Below are 18,032 nucleotides of genomic sequence, written 5' to 3'. Positions count from 1 at the left end.
GCCCCAGGCCCGAGGGACCCGCCGCGAGCTTGCGAGTAGTGGGAGCACACCTAACGCACTGGGCCCCCAGGCCCGAGGGACCCGCCGCGAGCTTGCGAGTAGTGGGAGCACACCTAACGCACTGGGCCCCCAGGCCCGAGGGACCCGCCGCGAGCCTGCGAGTAGTGGGAGCACACCTAACGCACTGGGCCCCCAGGCCCGAGGGACCCGCTGCGAGCTTGCGAGTAGTGGGAGGGCCTGGGGATTAGCCCCGGATCTGACCTTCGCCCTGAACAATCCACTTGGTGGTAGTCAGCTCGGTCAGTCCCATGGGCCCGCGAGCGTGCAGCTTTTGGGTCGAAATGCCAACTTCAGCCCCCAGCCCCAGTTCTCCACCGTCCGTGAACCGGGTGCTGGCATTGACAATGACGGCCGCGGAATCTATCTCAGCCACAAATTTTTCGGCGTTGGATAGGTCGTTGGTCAGGATGGCTTCTGTGTGACCGGTACTCCATCTGCGAATATGCTTGATCGCCTCATCCATCGAGTCAACCATTTTCACTGCCAGGTCCAGGTCCATGTATTCAGTGGCCCAGTCCTGGTCAGTGGCAAGATCCGCTGTGAGCCCTGCGGGCAGCACCGCCTGCACCCGCTCGTCAACATGGAGCCGAACCCCTGCCTTGGCCAAGGCGGAAAGGACGGGGCCAAGTACTTTGGCATCCTTGTGCACCAGGAGTGTTTCTACGGTGTTGCACACGCTGGGACGCTGGGTTTTGGCATTGAGCAAAATATCTACGCTCATCTCTTCTTTGGCGCTGGCGTCAATGAAGATGTGCACATTGCCTTCACCAGTCTCAATGACAGGGACGGAGGCGTTGTTCACGATGGTTTGGATCAGTTCGCGTCCACCACGGGGAATAAGGACGTCCACGGCGCCGCGGGCCTTCATGATCAGGTTGGCACCTTCGCGGCCAAACTGATCAACTGACTGGACTGCGTCCGAAGGCAGGCCAACGGAATCGAGGGCATCACGGAGGATACTCAGGAGCGCCTTGTTGGTGTTCGCTGCGGCAGTGCCGCCACGCAGGATGACGGCGTTGCCGCTCTTGAGCGCCAAGCCGGCAATATCAACTGTCACGTTGGGGCGGGCCTCGTAAATGGCGGCCACAACGCCCATGGGTACGTTGATCTGACGCATGCGCAGACCGTTGGGAAGTGTCTGACCACGCACCACATTCCCTACAGGATCCGGCAGGGTTGCAAGGTTCTCAAGTGCATCTGCGAGTCCTTTGATGCGTGGCTTGGTGAGGGTAAGCCGATCCAGCATGGGCACGGAGGTGCCGTTCTGAGCGCCATTGGCCACATCTTTTGCGTTGGCGCTCAGGATGGTGTCCTGATTCTCCAGGAGTGCCTTTGCAATGGCTCGCAAGCCCTTGTCTTTCCATGCACGGTTGGCCCCGGCCATGCGGCGGGCTGCCCGGCGGGCGCGGTCGGTGATCGCCCGAACTTCGGCGGCAATATCTAGTTCTACAATCTGCTCGGTCATGTCACCAAGTCTAAGGTACCTGCGAATGAGATGCTGTGGCGTATCCCTCAGAGCGTCCCGGCTGTGCCACCCCTGTAAACTGCCGGGCAATCTACTTAGGGGTTCAGGAGCACCAGGTCATCGACGTGGATAACCTCACGTTCAAATTCGCGGCCCAGTTCCTTGGCCAACGCCTTGGTTGAGCGGCCCAACATTTGGGGTAGATCCGAGTACCTGTAATTGACTAATCCCCGGGCAAAAACATTTCCTGCGGAATCACAAATTTCCACCGCATCGCCAGGGTCAAAATCACCGGTGACGGCCGTGATACCGGCGGGCAGCAGCGATTTGTGCCGCTCCCCCACGGCCCGGACGGCGCCGTCGTCCAACACCAACCGACCACGAATATCGGCCAAATGCGCCAGCCAGAGCATGCGGACGGGGCGCTTATTTCCGTTGATCCCAAACCAGGTGCCCACGTCTTCACCAGCCAGAGCCTGCGCTGCCTGCTCCGTGGAGGTGACAAGTGCCGGGATGCCTGTTTCGGCGGCAATCAGGGCAGCCTGAACCTTGGTGGCCATACCGCCTGTACCAATCCCGGCCTTGCCCGAACTGCCTATCACAATGCCTTCGAGGTCCTCGGGTGAGTCCACATTGCTGATGCGCGTGGCACCTTCCGCGGGCGGACCGTCGTAGAGGGAGTCGACGTCGGAGAGCAGGACCAGCGCATCAGCCTTAACAAGATGGGCCACCAGAGCAGCCAACCTGTCATTGTCACCAAACCGGATTTCATGGGTGGCCACGGTGTCATTTTCATTGACAATAGGGACCACGCCCAGATGCAGCAGACGCTCCAGGGCCCGGTGAGCATTGACATATTGGTGACGGCGCGTGAGGTCCTCAGCGGTCAACAGGACCTGGGAGGCTGTCACCCCGTGAGAGGCGAACGCCTGGTTGTAGTGCGCCATCAAAAGGCCCTGCCCCACACTGGCAGCTGCCTGCTGAGTGGCAAGATCCTTGGGTCGCTTGGACAGGCCCAGTGGGAGCAGGCCGGCGGAGATGGCTCCGGAGGAGACCAAGATGACCTCTGTGCCGGCGCGCTGACGCTGCGCCACAACAGCTACCAGCGCCCGTAGCGCCTCCTCGGAAATACCACCGGCAACTGACGTCAACGACGACGAGCCTACCTTCACCACGATTCGCGCCGCAGTCGCTATATGGCTACGCGATGTACCTGAACCCGCCTGATCCTGCCCCGTCATTGCCATTAGTCCTGAGCTGCACCTGTGGCGTCGGATGAGCCTTCGGCAGCAAGATCCGCGGCGGTACTGTGCGCCTTGCTGGTGGTGCGGTCATCACTGAGCTCGGTCCAGATACCGGCCTCGCGCTCGGCAGCCATTTCGGCGCGTGCAGCGGACTTTGCGTCGCGGCGATCCTGCTGTTCCTGGCGCTTCTGAGAACGTGTGGGGCGATCACCCAGATCCAGCAGGCGCAGGTCGGTGCCACGGGGTGCGGCCAGGTGCTCGGCGCCACCCATCATGGTCGGTTCCCAGTCGAAGATCATGCCGTTGTCCCCGCCAATGACCACGGTATCCCCAGGTGTGGCACCGATGCGGAAGAGTTCCTTCTCGACTCCCGCCTTCGCCAGCCGGTCTGCTAAGTAGCCAATGGCTTCCTCGTTCTGGAAGTCAGTCTGCTCAACCCAACGCTCGGGCTTTTCCCCGCGAACACGGAATAGCGGAAGCATATTGCGCTCTTCACGATGGATGGTGAAGGACGATTCATTGACTGCACGGGGGCGCAGCACAACGGGCGCAACCTTAACGGCCATGTCCGCTTGGGCCTTGCGCGCCGCCATGACAATTTCAGCCATGGCAAAGCCGAGTGCCTTCAAACCTTCGTGGCTTGCGGCGGAGACTTCGAAGACGCGGTAGCCGCGTGATTCCAGGTCGGCACGGACAAAACCAGCCATGTCACGGCCATCAGGAGAATCAACCTTGTTCAGGGCGATCAGGCGGGGGCGGGCGTTCAAAGGCACCACGTCACCGTCGGCTCCTGCGAAACTCATGTCAACGTCGTACCGGTCAAGTTCGCGCTCGATGATGGCGAGGTCACTGATGGGGTCGCGGTCAGCTTCAAGGGCGGCACAGTCCAAGACATGCACAATGGCGGCACAGCGTTCTACGTGACGCAAGAAGTTGTGGCCCAGGCCCTTGCCTTCGCTGGCACCTTCAATGAGGCCGGGCACATCAGCCATGGTGAAACGTACGTCACCGGCTTGGACCACACCCAAGTTGGGGATCAACGTGGTGAAGGGGTAGTCAGCAATTTTGGGCCGGGCCGCAGACATGGCAGCGATGAGGCTGGACTTACCGGCGGATGGGAAGCCCACCAGGGCAATGTCAGCGATGGACTTCAACTCAAGGACAATGTCAGCCTCTGAGCCCGCAATACCCAACAGCGCGAAGCCCGGAGCCTTGCGCTTGAGTGAGGACAGAGCATTGTTGCCAAGTCCGCCTTGGCCACCGGCGGCAGCAATATATTCGGTACCGATGCCCACCAGATCGGCCAAAACATTGCCGTCTCGGTCCTTGATAACGGTGCCATCGGGTACTTCTAGGATCAGGGATGCCCCGTCCTTGCCGTCCCGCCAGTCACCCATGCCGGGCTGGCCGTTGCCGCCGCGGCGGTGGGGTGCGTGGTGGAAGTCAAGCAAGGTGGTGGTTTGGTCACTGACGCGGAAGGTGACGCTGCCACCGTCGCCGCCCTTGCCGCCGTCGGGCCCGCCCAACGGCTTGAATTTTTCGCTGTGAACTGAGACGCAGCCATGGCCGCCAGTCCCGCCGGATACGTGCAGAACAACCCGGTCAACAAAGCTGGCCACTGAAATCTCCTTGAATAGAACGTGCTACTGCGTACTAATTCTAGTCCGCTGCACAGCTGCACACCGATATCGGTTGGCGCTGCTGATGGTAATAAAATCTGATGTTAAAACTGCCTGTGTTAAAAGCCAGTGGAGCGAGCCATGCGGCCCGCTCCACTGGAAAAGCTTTGGTATTAGACCGTAGCTGCAACGATGTTTACAACACGACGTCCACGACGTGTGCCGAACTCGACTGCGCCTGCGTCCAATGCGAACAGCGTGTCGTCCTTGCCACGGCCGACGCTAACGCCGGGGTGGAAGTGAGTGCCGCGCTGGCGAACGATGATTTCGCCAGCCTTGACAACCTGACCGCCGAAGCGCTTTACGCCCAGGTACTGAGCGTTGGAGTCACGACCGTTGCGAGTGGAACTCGCACCCTTTTTATGTGCCATTTGAAAATGCCTGCCTTTTTACTAAAAGTATCTAAGTGGATCTAACGCTCAGTGCGCTTATTAAGCGATTGAGGTGATCTTGACCTTGGACAGTTCCTGACGGTGACCCTGACGCTTCTTGTAGCCGGTCTTGTTCTTGAACTTCTGGATGACGATCTTCGGTCCACGAAGATCCTCCAACTTCTCAGCCGTAACCTTCACATTAGCCAGGTCCTTCGCGGCTGTGGTGAGCTTGTCACCATCAACCAAGAGCAAAGCGGGCAGCTCAAATGTGCTACCGACTCCACCGGGGACGCGGTTCATGGTCACGTGGTCTCCTACGGAAACCTTTTCTTGACGGCCGCCTGCGCGGACAATCGCGTACACCACTGGGGAACTCACTTCTCTCGACGTTATTACAAAGTTTTTATGCCAACATGAATCATAATTGACCATGCTAACCGTATGCGCCGCAGTTCAAGATTGAACAGACACGGTATGCATACTATGTGCCTCAACGCCGTGGACCTCAATGGAGTTCTGCCATGGAGTGGTTGCCCTAGGTGTTGGCGTAAGCACCGAAGATCAAGAATACGCTAATTCTGGCTCCGGGAGCAAATGAGACTGATTTCGTATCCTGCGCATCCTCGGACAAGTGAATATTTTCATCCGATGGCTGCGGCGATCCCCGAAACCGTACTAGGCAACTTTAGCGCGACTCAGATCAGAAAAAGGCATTTCCGGGCGTGACTCGCCGCATTTTTTGCTTTATCCGGCGTGGTGTTAATCACTCTGGGTATCTTGGGGCGCAGGAGCGTGCAGGTGCGGGGCCGCAAAGAAGTCCACCTCGTACGCGGCGGAGTGGGCAAAGGCTGCCTTCATGCCGGCCCGCTCACGCACTGAACCGCTCCGTGCTGCGTTGTCCAGGATGGCAATTGCCGTTTCCGTGGCTTTGGCAAATTCTTCGGAGGCGTACGTTTGCAACCAGGCCCCGTAGGGGTGCTCACCCTCAAACGCTAGATACTCGGTGTGCAGCATGCGGCCCACTTCCGCATACAGCCAGTAGCAGGGCAGCACTGCGGCCACTACTTCGCCGTAGCTTCCCGAGAAGGCCACACCTTGCAGGTGATCCACATAGTGTTTGGTGACAGGTCCTTGCATCAGCCCGGCACCGTGACCGCCCTCCAACAGCCCCGCCGCATCGTGTTCCCGCTCCAACGGATACTGACTTAGCCAATCTCGGTGCAATGAGACTTCCACCTCGAGGCAGTTCTGTGCCCCGCCGGCCCAAAACTTCTGTTCCACTTCGGTCGGCGCCAGCGCACTGGCCCTCGCGAGCACCCGCGAGTACGTGCCTAAGTAGAGTGCGTCCTGGGCCAGATAGTAGGCAAAGTGCCTGCGGGCGAGTGTTCCCGCGGCAAGTTCGCTAATGAAATCAAGGGAAGCAATCGCGGCACGTTGCTCAGCGCAGTCCGCCCAGAGCTCTTGGCTGAAGCTATCTGCGTGAGGAGCAGCAGTTGCCCACAGTTCGCTCAGGTGATTGACGGGCCCCGAACCGTGACCCACCGCCAGTTCAGCAGATGTTTCCAAGGCACGAGCCAGCCACGCCTTGGCACGGGCCACGCTGCGGGGCCAATCATTGAGCTGGGGCATAAGAGTTGCCAGAGCCGCCGAAAGTGAGCAGCCGGTGCCATGAGTGTTCGGGGTGTCAATGCGTGTCCCCATGAATTCATGCACTGTGCCGTCCGCGGAAACCAGGGCGTCCGGACATTTCCGAGACGCAAGATGCCCACCTTTGACCAGCACCCGGATCTGGTGTTCGGCTGCCAGTTCCTTGCCCTGTTGCACCGCCTCGTCCCAGCTTGAGGCCGCGGGCTTGCCCAGCAGGACACCAAGCTCGGGAATATTGGGGGTGACCAGGTGCGCCAGGGAAAGCAGAGAGAGCATGGCGTTGCGGGCCTCCGGAGCCATGAGCGTGTCACCGCTGGTAGCCACCATGACCGGGTCAAGCACGACGACGGGAGGCCGGGTTGCCGCCAGCCATTGCCCTACCGCGCTCATCACCTCGGCCGTGCCCAGCATGCCGATCTTCACCGCATCAATGCTGATGTCTTCGGAGATGGCTTCCAGCTGTGCCCTAAGGAATCCAACGTCCGGCACGTGAATCTCGCGGACGCCTCGCGTATTTTGGGCCGTCAATGCCGTGATGGCGGCCATTGCGTAACCGCCATGGGCGCTGATTGCTTTGATATCGGCTTGGATACCGGCCCCTCCCGAAGGGTCGGAACCGGCAATACTCAAAACCCGTGGGTGCCGTGTTCCCGGGAGCTGTGGCGCTGGCAGTGCCGCAGCTGGCGAGCCTGCAACAAGCGAGGCGTGGACTGTTGAGGCTTGGACGGTTGAGGCTTGGACTGTTGAGGCTAGGGGTAGCGCGTCTTGATCAGAAGAAACTAGTGCAGTTGTATCCATGGGGACATCCCTTCGCCGGTGCTAACCGGGCAGGTTCAACGGGTATTGTCTCAGCCGGCCCTGATGGCCTGGCACCCCGTGTCTGTTTCCACCCTAACCCTGCTAGCAGGCCAACAAAAAATAGCCCGCAGCAATGCCTGTAAAGTGACGCACATTTGCGTTTCTTCAAGCGTCGCTGCGGGCCATTGAGAGAAGGCCTAGGCGGTTACAGCTCGGAAGCCGGAACCCCTACACCCAAAATGATGGGCTCGGCACTCTTGTGGACTACCGGCGCCGGTGTAGAGATGCGCACCTGAGCGCTGCTGTGGGGAGCTGAACCTTGGCTTGTAACAGGCGCCTCTGACGTTTCTACCGTCATATCAGCACCACCTTGAGCACTGCGTGCGCTGCGGTTGCGGCGGCCACGGCGTGCTCGGGAACGGTTACTGCCGGACTCTTCCGCCTCCGCTACCTTGTGCTCGTGCGTAGAGGGCTCGGGTGCAGATGGCTCGGGTGCAGAGTGCTCTGCCCCGGGGGCTGAGAGCTGGTCCAGCGCCTGAGTCAGCCCCGCCAGAGCGGCTGCCTGATCAGCATTGTTGTGCGCAACCATGCCACCGCTTTCACTGCGATGCCCACGCGGCAACTCAATGGCCTCCCCACCCAAGGTGAGGATTCCGGCGTCGTGCATTACATGCTGCTCCGAAGCATCCGCAGCCTGGTGGTGCCCCTGCGCTGGGGAATGCTCGTGATGCGTGGCAGCAGCTGCGGCAGCAATATTCGCCAGCGCGGCACGGGCTTCGTGAGCCTTCTGCACCTTCGCGGCTTCAAGGGCCTCGGCAGCCTCATCGGACAGCGGCGTCACGGGGGTTTCCTGATGCTGCTCCGCCTCGTTCCCCTGCGTACGGTTGCGGTTGCGCTTCCGCTCGCTTCGGGTTGAGCGGTTAGCGGTGCGTTCCGGCTCGCGCTGCTCCACGGTGGGTGCGTGAACCTGAGCCTGAACCTGGGCGCCTTCCACGCCGGGAGTGTGCGGGCGGCGGTGCTCCACGGGAATTTCGTGGGTGACCATGCCGCGGCCGGCGCAGGTGCCACACTGCTCACCGAAGACCTCAAGCAGGCCGGTGCCCATACGCTTGCGGGTCATCTGAATCAGACCCAAACTCGTCACCTCGGCCACCTGGTGCTTGGTCCGGTCACGTCCCAGGCACTCAACCAGGCGGCGCAGCACCAGATCGCGGTTGGATTCCAAAACCATGTCAATGAAGTCAATGACAATGATGCCGCCAATGTCGCGCAGCCGCAGCTGGCGCACCACTTCCTCGGCAGCTTCTAAGTTGTTCTTGGTGACGGTCTCTTCCAAGTTGCCGCCGGATCCGGTGAACTTGCCCGTGTTCACATCAACCACTGTCATGGCTTCCGTGCGGTCAATGACCAGTGAACCACCGGAAGGCAGGAACACCTTACGTTCGAGGGCCTTGTTGATCTGCTCGTCAATGCGGTGTGCACTAAAAATGTCTTCGGGGTTGGTCCACTTCTCCAGACGGTCCAACAGATCCGGAGCCACGTAGGTCACATAGGCCTCAATGGTGTCCCAGGCGTCTTCACCGGAGACGATGAGCTTGGAGAAGTCCTCATTGAAGACGTCACGGACCACCTTGATGGTCAGATCCGGCTCGCCGTAGAGCATTTCCGGTGCCAGCGTCTTGGAGGAGGCGGCACGGTTGTTGATGCCTTCCCACTGGGCGCGCAAACGGTTGATGTCATTGGTGAGCTCTTCCTCACTGGCACCCTCGGCTGCTGTGCGCACAATGACCCCGGCGTTCTCGGGCAGGTGGTCCTTCAGGACCCGCTTGAGACGGTTCCGTTCGACGTCGGGCAGCTTACGTGAGATCCCTGTCATGGAGCCGCCGGGCACAAACACCAGGTAGCGTCCGGGCAGGGAAATCTGGCTGGTCAGGCGGGCACCCTTGTGTCCAACAGGGTCCTTGGAGACCTGGACCAGAACCGAATCGCCGGACTTCAGCGCGTTTTCAATGCGGCGCGGCTGGCCGTTGAGGTCCGCTGCGTCCCAATCAACTTCGCCAGCGTAAAGAACCGCATTGCGGCCGCGGCCAATATCCACGAAGGCCGCTTCCATGCTGGGCAGCACGTTTTGGACCTTGCCCACGTAGACGTTGCCGATCAGGGAATCCTGCTGCGTCTTGGAAACAAAGTGCTCGGCCAGGATGCCGTCTTCGAGAACACCAATCTGGATGCGGTCATCGGCCTGGCGGACCACCATGACGCGGTCCACGGATTCGCGGCGGGCCAGGAACTCGGCTTCTGTGATGACTGTGCGGCGGCGGCCGGAATCGCGGGAGTCGCGGCGGCGCTGCTTCTTCGCTTCCAGACGGGTAGAGCCGCGCAGGCTCGTAACACGGTTAGAGACGCTTGCCGTGGGCTCGGCAGGAACGCGGGGGGCCCGCACACGGGTCACCGTGTTGGGCGGATCTTCATCGCTGCCGCCGGTCAACTCCAGATCCGTATCGCCACGGCGGCGACGGCGGCGGCGGCGGGAGGTCACGCCGTCGTCGCTGTCATCAGAATCGCTCTCAGCGACGTCGACATCTTGGCTCTCATCCACCGGCTGCGTATCGGCTGCGCGTGGCCGGCGGTTACGGTTGCGTGAGCGGCCACGCTGATCGGCATCCGCTCCGTCCTGCGTGTTCTCCTCAGGGTTCCCGCCCTGCGTGGTAGCAACGGGTACCACTAGGCTCAGATCCGGCGCCAAGAACAGTGCCGAGATGCCGGAATCCGGAGCATGGAACAAGGAGTCCGTCACAGCGGGTTCGGCTTGTTCGGGCGCATCAATGGCCTGCGGTGCTTCAACGGGTTCTTGGGCAGCTTCTTCGGAATTCGCACCGGTTCCTTCGGCAGGCGCACCGGTCACGGTAGGTACGGCAGCCTCGGCGGGAGCTGCGGTTACGGCCGAGGCTGCGGATGCGGGGGTAGACGTGGGGGCTGAGCTCCGGCGGCGGCTGCGCGTTGCCTTGGGCGCTGCTGCAGCAGCAACCTGCACGGGCGCTTCTTCGGTGGCAGCCCCTACCTCACTGACGCTCTCCTGGTCGGCTACCTGGGCGGCCTCCGGCGCGGCTACATCTGCCGCTTTCGCAGAGGCACGGCGTGAGGTTGATCGGGTGCGGGAAGTGGCGGCCTTGGGAGCGTCTGCCTTCTCGGTGGCAACCTCAGCCGTCGCTTGCACTTCGACAACGCCCGTGTCTGCGTGCTGCTCTGCTGCAACCTTGGTGACGGGAGCTTTTGCTGCACGGCTGCGCCTGACCGGAGCCTTGCGTGCAGGAGCATCTTCTTCAGGCACAACTGTAGCTGGGGCGCCGCCTGTCAGGATCAGTTCACCCTGGCCGGCAACTTCGCCCGAAACGGGAGCAGTGACGGGGGCGCTGGCACGGCGACGGGGGGCCTTCTTGGCGGGGGCGGCCACGTCATTGGCTGCGGCTTCAGAGCCGGTTTTCTCAGAGTTGGCGTCGAGCAGCGACAAGCCAGCATCGCTGACGGACGGCGCCTCTGCTTCCGCTGCGGAGCTACTCAACGGGGAATCGCTCTTTTTGGCGCGGCTGCGACGCACGGGAGCTTTCTTGGCTGGCGTTTCAGCCTCGGCCGGTGCTGCGGCGGCTGTCCCAGGGCTGGTGACGGCTGAGGTGGCTCGGCGGGACCGCGTGGTGCGAGTCTTTGGAGCTGCGGCCGGAGCAACTTCTGTGTTCTCTAGTGTGGGCTGTTCATTTTCCATTGTGGGCAGTGCCTTCGCACCGATTTGGCACCTCCACATCGGGCGCCAAAGTCGGCTGATGTGCCAACACCCTCGGGCGTTGACGGAAGTCGTCTAATTACTTTCCAGGCGGCACCAACTTCCGGGTGCGCAAGCTCTGAAAAGCCAATGGTTTGCCAAATACTGAGCTGGTGGATGGTTGCACACACAGGCAACGTCTTCTCCAGCAGCCAGTAGGCGTGCCATAGGACCGAAAGGCGCATGTGGATCGCCGCCCAGCCTTTTATATTGTCTCACACGCACTTGTCCTACCTGCGATTTCGCGCAGGGCGCGCCATGATTGGCACGCTACAATCAGGACACAATCACCGGTCTCGATGAATAGGACGCCATGCCACGCACCACAGTTTCCCCCATTGAGCCAGCTGATCTGGACAAACCTGCCCTGGCGCGCGCCAAACCCTTTGGCTGGCTGTTGGTCATTACCGGCGCCATCGCCTGGATTGCATCCTTCACCTTGGTGCTGGAGAGGCTAGAGCTTTATAAGAATCCGAACGCCATTGCCAGCTGCGACGTCAACGCTTGGATATCCTGCAGCGACGTCATGAAGACGCCCGAGGCAGCCCTGCTTGGCTTCCCGAATCCCTTCATTGGCGTGGCCGCATTTGCCGTGGTGATCACCACAGGCATGGTCCTGCTGGCGGGGGCAAAAATGAGCCGCTGGTACTGGATCGGCCTGCAGATTGGCATCACCGCAGGCATGGCCCTGGTGTCCTGGTTCTGGTTCACAGCGTTGTACACCTTGGCGATCTTGTGCCCGTACTGCATGGTGGTGTGGGCCATGATGATCCCCCTCTTCGTGTGGACAACGCTGCGGAACATCAATCACGGCATCATCCCCGCACCCGCTGCGCTGAGAAAGTTCCTCAACGATTGGTCCTGGACCATTGTGGGACTGATCTACCTGGCCACCCTGGCATCAATCTTCTTCCGGTTCATTCACCTGATCATCCCCTCCAACGCCTAGCCTTCCAACGCTCGGTTAACTACCAACCGAGCGTTGGAAGTGGCCGCGGGGTTAAAAACGACGGCGGGGGCTCACCATAAGGTGAGCCCCCGCCGTCGAACTTCCGTGGATGGGCCCACGCGCCCGAGGGACCCGCAACGAGCTTGCGAGCTGCGGGAGGGCGTGGATGGGCCCACGCGCCCGAGGGACCCGCAACGAGCTTGCGAGCTGCGGGAGGGCGTGGATGGGCCCACGCGCCCGAGGGACCCGCAACGAGCTTGCGAGCTGCGGGAGGGCGTGGGGACTAGTCGAACCAGATACCGATCTCGCGCTCTGCTGAGAGCACGGAATCGGAACCGTGGACCAGGTTCTGCTGAACCTTCAGGCCCCAGTCACGGCCAAAGTCGCCGCGGATGGTGCCCGGGGCAGCCACCGTGGGATCGGTAGCGCCGGCCAGTGAACGGAACCCGGCAATAACGCTGTCCCCTTCAAAGATGGCCGCCACCATGGGCCCTGAGAGCATGAAGTCAACCAGCGGCTCGTAGAACGGCTTGCCCACGTGCTCTTCATAGTGAGCCTCGAGGACCTGACGGGTCGCGTTGACCATTTCGAGCTGAACCAAGGTGTAACCCTTAGCTTCAACGCGAGCCAGGATGGCGCCGGTGAGGTTGCGGGCCACGCCGTCGGGCTTCACAAGGACAAGGGTGCGCTCAGTGCTCACAATAACTCCAATAAATAGATAAAAAGGACATTCACTCTTAGCTTACTCGGCCGGTTCCTCAGGCGCCGATTCCTCTGTAGCCGATTCCTCGGGGTGCGCTGCATCCCATTGCGCCTGAACCCTGGCGCGTTGGGCGTTCTCACGGTCAATCCGGGCTCCGGCATACAGGGCATACCACCAGGCCACCGCGAACAACACACCCACCACGAACATGGACGGTTCCCAGAAGCCACCCGCGATCAGCACAATCTGCAAAATCCACCCCAACGCCGGGCCCCAGGGTTTGCGGATCACCCCGCACGTCAGGATCAGCACCACGGCCAGCACGCCGCCGGCAATGAGATAGGCCGGATTTTTGTCCTTCAGGCCAAAGAGTGCCAGGGCCAGGAACAGGGCCACGAAAGCTTCAAGAAACAGCACCACGGAGGCGAACATCAGCCGTGTGGAGCGTGGCTTCTTCGGCGTGTTGGGCTTCCATTCGCGCTGCGCCTTTGTCAATTTTGCCATGGCTTAGGCGCCTGCCTTTTCGCCGGGGCGGCCCAGCAGTATCCGGGCCTCACCCACCACGGTGATGGAGCCGGTGATCAGTACGCCGCCGGCGAGATCGTTATTGGCTTCGGCACGTTCCACCGCCCACTCAATGGCGTCATCAAGCTTCTCCGCAATGTGGACGTCTTCCTCATTCCAGCCAAGGTCAACGGCAAGCTCAGCCAATTCCGCTGCCGGGATGGCGCGCGGGGAGTTCGACTGTGTCAGGCACAGCTCCTGCGCCTCATCACCATAGGCTTCCTTGAGCGAGTTCAGGATTTCTTGCGCATCCTTTTCCGCCAGCACGCCCAGCACCACCACAAGCTTGCTGAACGCGAAGGACTCCTGCAAGGCAGCCGCACTGGCCGCAATACCTGCCGGGTTGTGGGCCGCATCCACCACAATGGTGGGTGAGGTGCGCATGACTTCCAGACGTCCCGGCGAGGTGACGGCGCCAAAGCCCTCCTGCACGAGTTCGTGGTTCAGTTCCCTCTCTCCCCCGCCTAGGAAAGCTTCCAGCGCGGCAAGTGCGACGGCGGCATTCTGGGCTTGGTGGGCACCGTGCAGCGGGAGCAGGATGCCCGGGTAACGCCCGGCCAGTCCCTGCAGGTCCAGTTGCTGCCCGCCCACGGCAACCGTGCGTGACTCAACACCGAACTCCACGCCTTCAAAGCGGAAATCGGCATGCTTTTCCCGGGCCGCATCCAGGATGACCTGGGCGGCGTCAGTAGGCTGGGCGGCGCTGATGACAAACGCACCCTCCTTGATGATGCCGGCCTTCTCCTGTGCAATAAGCCCTGTAGTGTCTCCGAGCAGTTCGGTGTGATCCAAGGAGATGGGGGTGATCACGGCAACCTGGCCGTCTCCCACATTGGTGGCGTCGGTGATCCCGCCCAGCCCTACCTCCATGACGGCCACATCAACAGGCTCGTCAGCGAAGATGGCGAAAGCCAAGATGGTCAGCGCCTCGAAGTAGGTCAGGCGAGTTTCACCGGCTGCCGTGAGTTCGGCGTCCACAATGTCCAGATAAGGGCGGATCTCATCCCAAATCCTTACGAACGTCCCATCACTGACCGGCGCCCCGTCAATGCTGATGCGTTCGGTGACCTTTGTCAGGTGCGGGCTGGTGTACCGGCCGGTGCGCAGATCGTGGGCTATCAGCCCCGCCTCGATCATCCGCGCTGTGGATGTTTTTCCGTTGGTGCCGGTGATGTGAATGATGGGGAAAGCCTTGTTGGGCTCACCCAGAATTTCCATGGCGCGAAAGAGCGGAGCCAGGCGCGGCTCCATCTTGTTTTCGGGCGCACGGCCCAAAAGCTCGGCGTAAACGCTTTCCACCGAAAATTCATCGTGCTGGGCGCTCATTTAGACGGCACTCCGTTCAACTGTGATGGTGGTTTCAACGTCACCGGGGATGAGTTCAAGCTTGAGCGTGAGAGTCTCGGACTTCAGCAGCTCCGCGTTGGCGTGCAGTGCGTCGATTGTCTCTTGAGGGGCGCTGATGATGGTGCGGATCCTGTCGCTGACCTGCAGGCCGGTGTCCTTGCGGGCCTGCTGAACGGCGCGGATCATGTCCCGTGCGGTGCCCTCAGCCTCAAGTTCGGGGTTCAGCTCGGTGTTGAGCACCACAAAGCCGCCCGTGGGCAACATTGCAACGGCACTCTTACCGCCGTCGGCCGCGTCTGCCACCACGGTCTCCAGCGTATATTCGGAGGGTTCCAGAGCCAGGCCACCGGCGGTGACCACACCGTCAGCGACGGACCAGTCCCCGGACTTGGAGCCCTTGATGGCGAGCTGGACGTTCTTGCCCAGGCGCGGTCCTGCCGCACGGGCGTTGACTACCAGCTTCTGGCTGATGCCGAATTCCTCCGGGGAGGCGACAACGGCATCAACGAAGCGAACATTGCGGATATTCAGTTCATCCTTGACGATGTCAGCAGCCACCTTCAGATCAAAGTTGGACGTGACCACGGTCAATTCTTGCAAGGGCTGACGCACCCGCAAGTTAGCAGCCTTGCGCAGGCTCGAACCTGTGGAACAAATCTGGCGCACTCGGTCCATACCTTCAACCAAGGCGGCGTCAGGTAGGAAAAGATCGGCGTTGGGCCAGTCGGTCAGGTGCACGGAGCGCCCGCCCGTGAGCCCGCGCCAGATTTCCTCGGTGAGCAGAGGCAGCAGCGAGGCAGCCACCCGGCACACGGTTTCCAGAGCGGTGTAGAGCGCGTCAAACGCGTCTTCGTTTTCGTCGAAGAATCGGTTGCGGCTGCGGCGCACATACCAGTTGGTGAGCATGTCGAAGTAGCTGCGCAGGGAATCGCAAGCGCCGGAGACATCGTAGCCATCCAGCTTGGCCGTGATCGCGCGGACCAGATCGCCGGTGTTGGCCAGCAGGTATTGGTCCATGGGATCGGAGTAGCCGTCGTAGCGCAGCTTCGCGTCGTAACCCTTGCCCTGGTTGGCCGTATTGGCGTACAGGGTGAAGAAGCTGTACACGTTCCACAGGGGCAGGATGACCTGGCGGACGCCGTCGCGGATGCCTTGTTCGGTGACTACCAGGTTGCCACCGCGCAGGATGGGGCTGGACATCAGGAACCAGCGCATGGCGTCGGAGCCGTCACGGTCCAGGACCTCTGAGACATCCGGGTAGTTGCGCAGCGACTTGGACATTTTTTGGCCGTCGGAGCCCAGCACAATGCCGTGGCTGATGACGTTGCGGAACGCCGGGCGGTCAAAGAGCGCCGTGGAGAGGATGTGCAGCATGTAGAACCAGCCACGCGTCTGACCAATGTATTCCACGATGAAGTCGGCCGGGTTGTGGGTGTTGAACCAGTCCTCGTTCTCAAACGGGTAGTGGACCTGGCCGTAGGGCATGGAGCCGGAATCGAACCAAACATCCAGCACGTCCTCCACGCGGCGCATGGTGGACTGGCCTTCTTCGGGGGTGCGCGGGTCATCCGGGTTGGGGCGGGTGAGCTCATCAATGAACGGGCGGTGCAGATCCACCTCGCCCTCATTGTTCAGTGGCAGGCGGCCAAAGTCGGCCTGCATTTCGGCGAGGGAGCCGTACACGTCGGTGCGCGGGTACTCTTCGTCGTCGGACTGCCAGACTGGGATGGGCGAGCCCCAGTAGCGGTTGCGGGAGATGGACCAGTCGCGGGCGTTGGCCAGCCATTTGCCAAACTGGCCGTCCTTGACGTTGCCGGGGATCCAGTTGATGTCCTGGTTTAGTTCCACCATGCGGTCCTTGAACGCGGTGACTTCCACGTACCAGGAGGAGATGGCGCGGTAGATCAGAGGTGTGCGGCAGCGCCAGCAGTGCGGGTAGCTGTGCACATAGCTGGCCTGGCGGACCAGGCGCCCGGCATTCTTGACCACACGGGTGATGGTCTTGTTGGCGTCAAAGACCTGAACACCGGCAATCTCGGCCAGCGGTCCTTCAGCGAAGAGCGGCAGGAAGTTGGCGCCCTCATCGATGGAGAGAACCACGGGGATGCCGTACGCCTCACACACCTTTTGATCCTCTTCACCGTAGGCGGGTGCCTGGTGGACAATACCGGTACCGTCCGTGGTGGTGACATAATCGGCTACCAGGAACTGCCAGGACTTGGCGGTGCCGTACTTTTCATCGTCGGCAAAGTAGTCCCACAGTGGCTCGTATTTAAGTCCCTCAAGCTCGGTGCCCGTATAGGAAGCGGAGACGGCGGCCGTTGCGGCAGCGCCGTCGTCGTACCCCAAATCCTTGGCGTACGCGCCCACCAAGTCAGCGGCCAGCAGGAAACGCTCGGCGGTAGCGGCACCTGTGGTGGAGGCAGTAGCGATCCCGTTGGGCCCAACAGGGACCACGGCGTAGCTCACGGCGGGACCAACAGCGAGGGCCTGGTTGGTGGGCAGGGTCCAGGGCGTGGTGGTCCAGGCGATCGCGGCCACACCGGCCAGTTCCTGCGAGAGGGCGGATTCGCCGGGCAGGATCGGGAACGTGACGGTGACTGTGCCATCCTGACGGTCCTTGTAAACGTCCTCATCCATGCGCAGCTCATGGTTGGAGAGGGGGGTCTCATCCTTCCAGCAGTAAGGCAGCACGCGGTAGCCGTTGTAGGTGAGCCCCTTGGAATGGAGCTGCTTGAACGCCCACAGCACCGACTCCATGTACTCAACGTTGAGCGTTTTATAGTCGTTCTCGAAGTCCACCCAGCGGGCCTGGCGGGTGACGTACTCCTGCCATTCGCCAGCGTACTTCATGACGGAGGAGCGGCAGGCCTCATTGAACTTGTCAATGCCCATGGCCTCGATCTGGGCCTTGTCCGTCATGCCCAGCTGCTTCATGGCTTCCAGCTCGGCAGGCAATCCGTGCGTGTCCCAGCCGAAGCGGCGCTCCACCCGGCGCCCGCGCTGGGTCTGGTAGCGGGCCACCAGGTCCTTGGCGTAGCCGGTGAGCAGGTGCCCGTAGTGCGGCAGGCCGTTGGCGAAGGGCGGGCCGTCATAGAAGACGAACTCGTTGGACCCGTCAACACCTGCGTCGCGGGCGTCAATGCTGGCCTGGAAGGTGCCGTCCTGATCCCAGTACTTCAGGACCAGTTCTTCCACCTTCGGAAAATTCACGGAGGAGGGAACATGGTTGGATTCGGCGTGGAGGCCGGCGGCGGCTGAGGCCTTCGGGAAGTGGGTCATCACATCATCCTGGTGGTGGGCGAACTTTTTCAGGATGCAAGGACGGCTTGCGCCGCGGTACCACCTCGCTTGCCGCACCTGATTTTCACCGGGCCCGGCCGCT

12 protein-coding genes and 1 riboswitch are annotated in these 18,032 nt (G+C 61.4%); of the genes, 1 reads left to right on the top strand and 11 read right to left on the bottom strand.

All coding sequences use genetic code 11. From position 1 onward, the window contains the following. Window positions 1–244: 244 nt before the first annotated feature. The 7 genes from RY113_RS04115 to RY113_RS04085 form a co-directional block, all read right to left on the bottom strand. Entirely contained in the window at window positions 245–1,525 is a 1,281-nt protein-coding gene (locus tag RY113_RS04115; RefSeq protein ID WP_315913642.1) for a glutamate-5-semialdehyde dehydrogenase, read from the bottom strand. 95 nt (window positions 1,526–1,620) lie between these two features. Beyond that, the gene (proB, locus tag RY113_RS04110; protein WP_315913641.1) at window positions 1,621–2,766 is read right to left on the bottom strand and encodes a glutamate 5-kinase; all 1,146 of its coding nucleotides are present in this window, start codon (window positions 2,764–2,766) and stop codon (window positions 1,621–1,623) included. A 5-nt stretch (window positions 2,767–2,771) separates the two neighbouring features. Beyond that, on the bottom strand, window positions 2,772–4,388 hold the full coding sequence (gene obgE / locus RY113_RS04105; protein ID WP_315913640.1) for a GTPase ObgE: 1,617 nt from the start codon (window positions 4,386–4,388) through the stop codon (window positions 2,772–2,774). Window positions 4,389–4,561: 173 nt separating this feature from the next. Next, a complete protein-coding gene (gene rpmA, locus RY113_RS04100) occupies window positions 4,562–4,819 on the bottom strand; it encodes a 50S ribosomal protein L27 (RefSeq protein WP_044573643.1) in 258 nt (85 codons plus the stop codon). 60 nt (window positions 4,820–4,879) lie between these two features. Further along, complete coding sequence (gene rplU, locus RY113_RS04095; protein ID WP_110106340.1) at window positions 4,880–5,188, bottom strand: 50S ribosomal protein L21; 309 nt, start codon at window positions 5,186–5,188, stop codon at window positions 4,880–4,882. 393 nt (window positions 5,189–5,581) lie between these two features. Continuing rightward, window positions 5,582–7,267 carry a bifunctional hydroxymethylpyrimidine kinase/phosphomethylpyrimidine kinase gene (locus tag RY113_RS04090; protein ID WP_315913639.1) on the bottom strand — a complete coding sequence of 562 codons (1,686 nt, stop codon included), beginning with the start codon at window positions 7,265–7,267 and terminating at the stop codon, window positions 5,582–5,584. Continuing rightward, window positions 7,258–7,356: riboswitch (TPP riboswitch) on the bottom strand. It overlaps the preceding gene by 10 nt. Window positions 7,357–7,472: 116 nt before the next feature. Next, entirely contained in the window at window positions 7,473–11,027 is a 3,555-nt protein-coding gene (locus RY113_RS04085; RefSeq protein ID WP_315913638.1) for an Rne/Rng family ribonuclease, read from the bottom strand. Between the two features lie 370 nt (window positions 11,028–11,397). Between RY113_RS04085 and RY113_RS04080 the strand changes: the two genes are divergently transcribed. Then, window positions 11,398–12,033, top strand: coding sequence for a vitamin K epoxide reductase family protein (locus tag RY113_RS04080; protein ID WP_315913637.1), 636 nt, complete (start codon window positions 11,398–11,400; stop codon window positions 12,031–12,033). A gap of 283 nt (window positions 12,034–12,316) precedes the next feature. On the opposite strand, the gene ndk is transcribed toward RY113_RS04080, so the two are convergent. Genes ndk through ileS form a run of 4 tightly spaced genes read right to left on the bottom strand, consistent with a single transcriptional unit; the run spans window position 12,317 to window position 17,929 of the window. Beyond that, a complete protein-coding gene (gene ndk / locus RY113_RS04075; protein ID WP_110106336.1) occupies window positions 12,317–12,733 on the bottom strand; it encodes a nucleoside-diphosphate kinase in 417 nt (138 codons plus the stop codon). 42 nt (window positions 12,734–12,775) lie between these two features. Continuing rightward, window positions 12,776–13,240 carry a DUF4233 domain-containing protein gene (locus RY113_RS04070; protein WP_315913636.1) on the bottom strand — a complete coding sequence of 155 codons (465 nt, stop codon included), beginning with the start codon at window positions 13,238–13,240 and terminating at the stop codon, window positions 12,776–12,778. A 3-nt stretch (window positions 13,241–13,243) separates the two neighbouring features. Continuing rightward, complete coding sequence (locus tag RY113_RS04065) at window positions 13,244–14,626, bottom strand: glutamate ligase domain-containing protein (protein ID WP_315913635.1); 1,383 nt, start codon at window positions 14,624–14,626, stop codon at window positions 13,244–13,246. After that, entirely contained in the window at window positions 14,627–17,929 is a 3,303-nt protein-coding gene (gene ileS / locus RY113_RS04060; RefSeq protein WP_315913634.1) for an isoleucine--tRNA ligase, read from the bottom strand. Between the last annotated feature and the right edge of the window lie 103 nt (window positions 17,930–18,032).

It is taken from the genome of Arthrobacter sp. lap29 (assembly GCF_032458965.1).
Taxonomy (GTDB): Bacteria; Actinomycetota; Actinomycetes; order Actinomycetales; family Micrococcaceae; genus Specibacter; species Specibacter psychrochitiniphilus.
The sequence above is the reverse complement of the archived record's forward strand: the minus strand, read 5'-3'. Positions and strand labels throughout refer to the sequence as shown.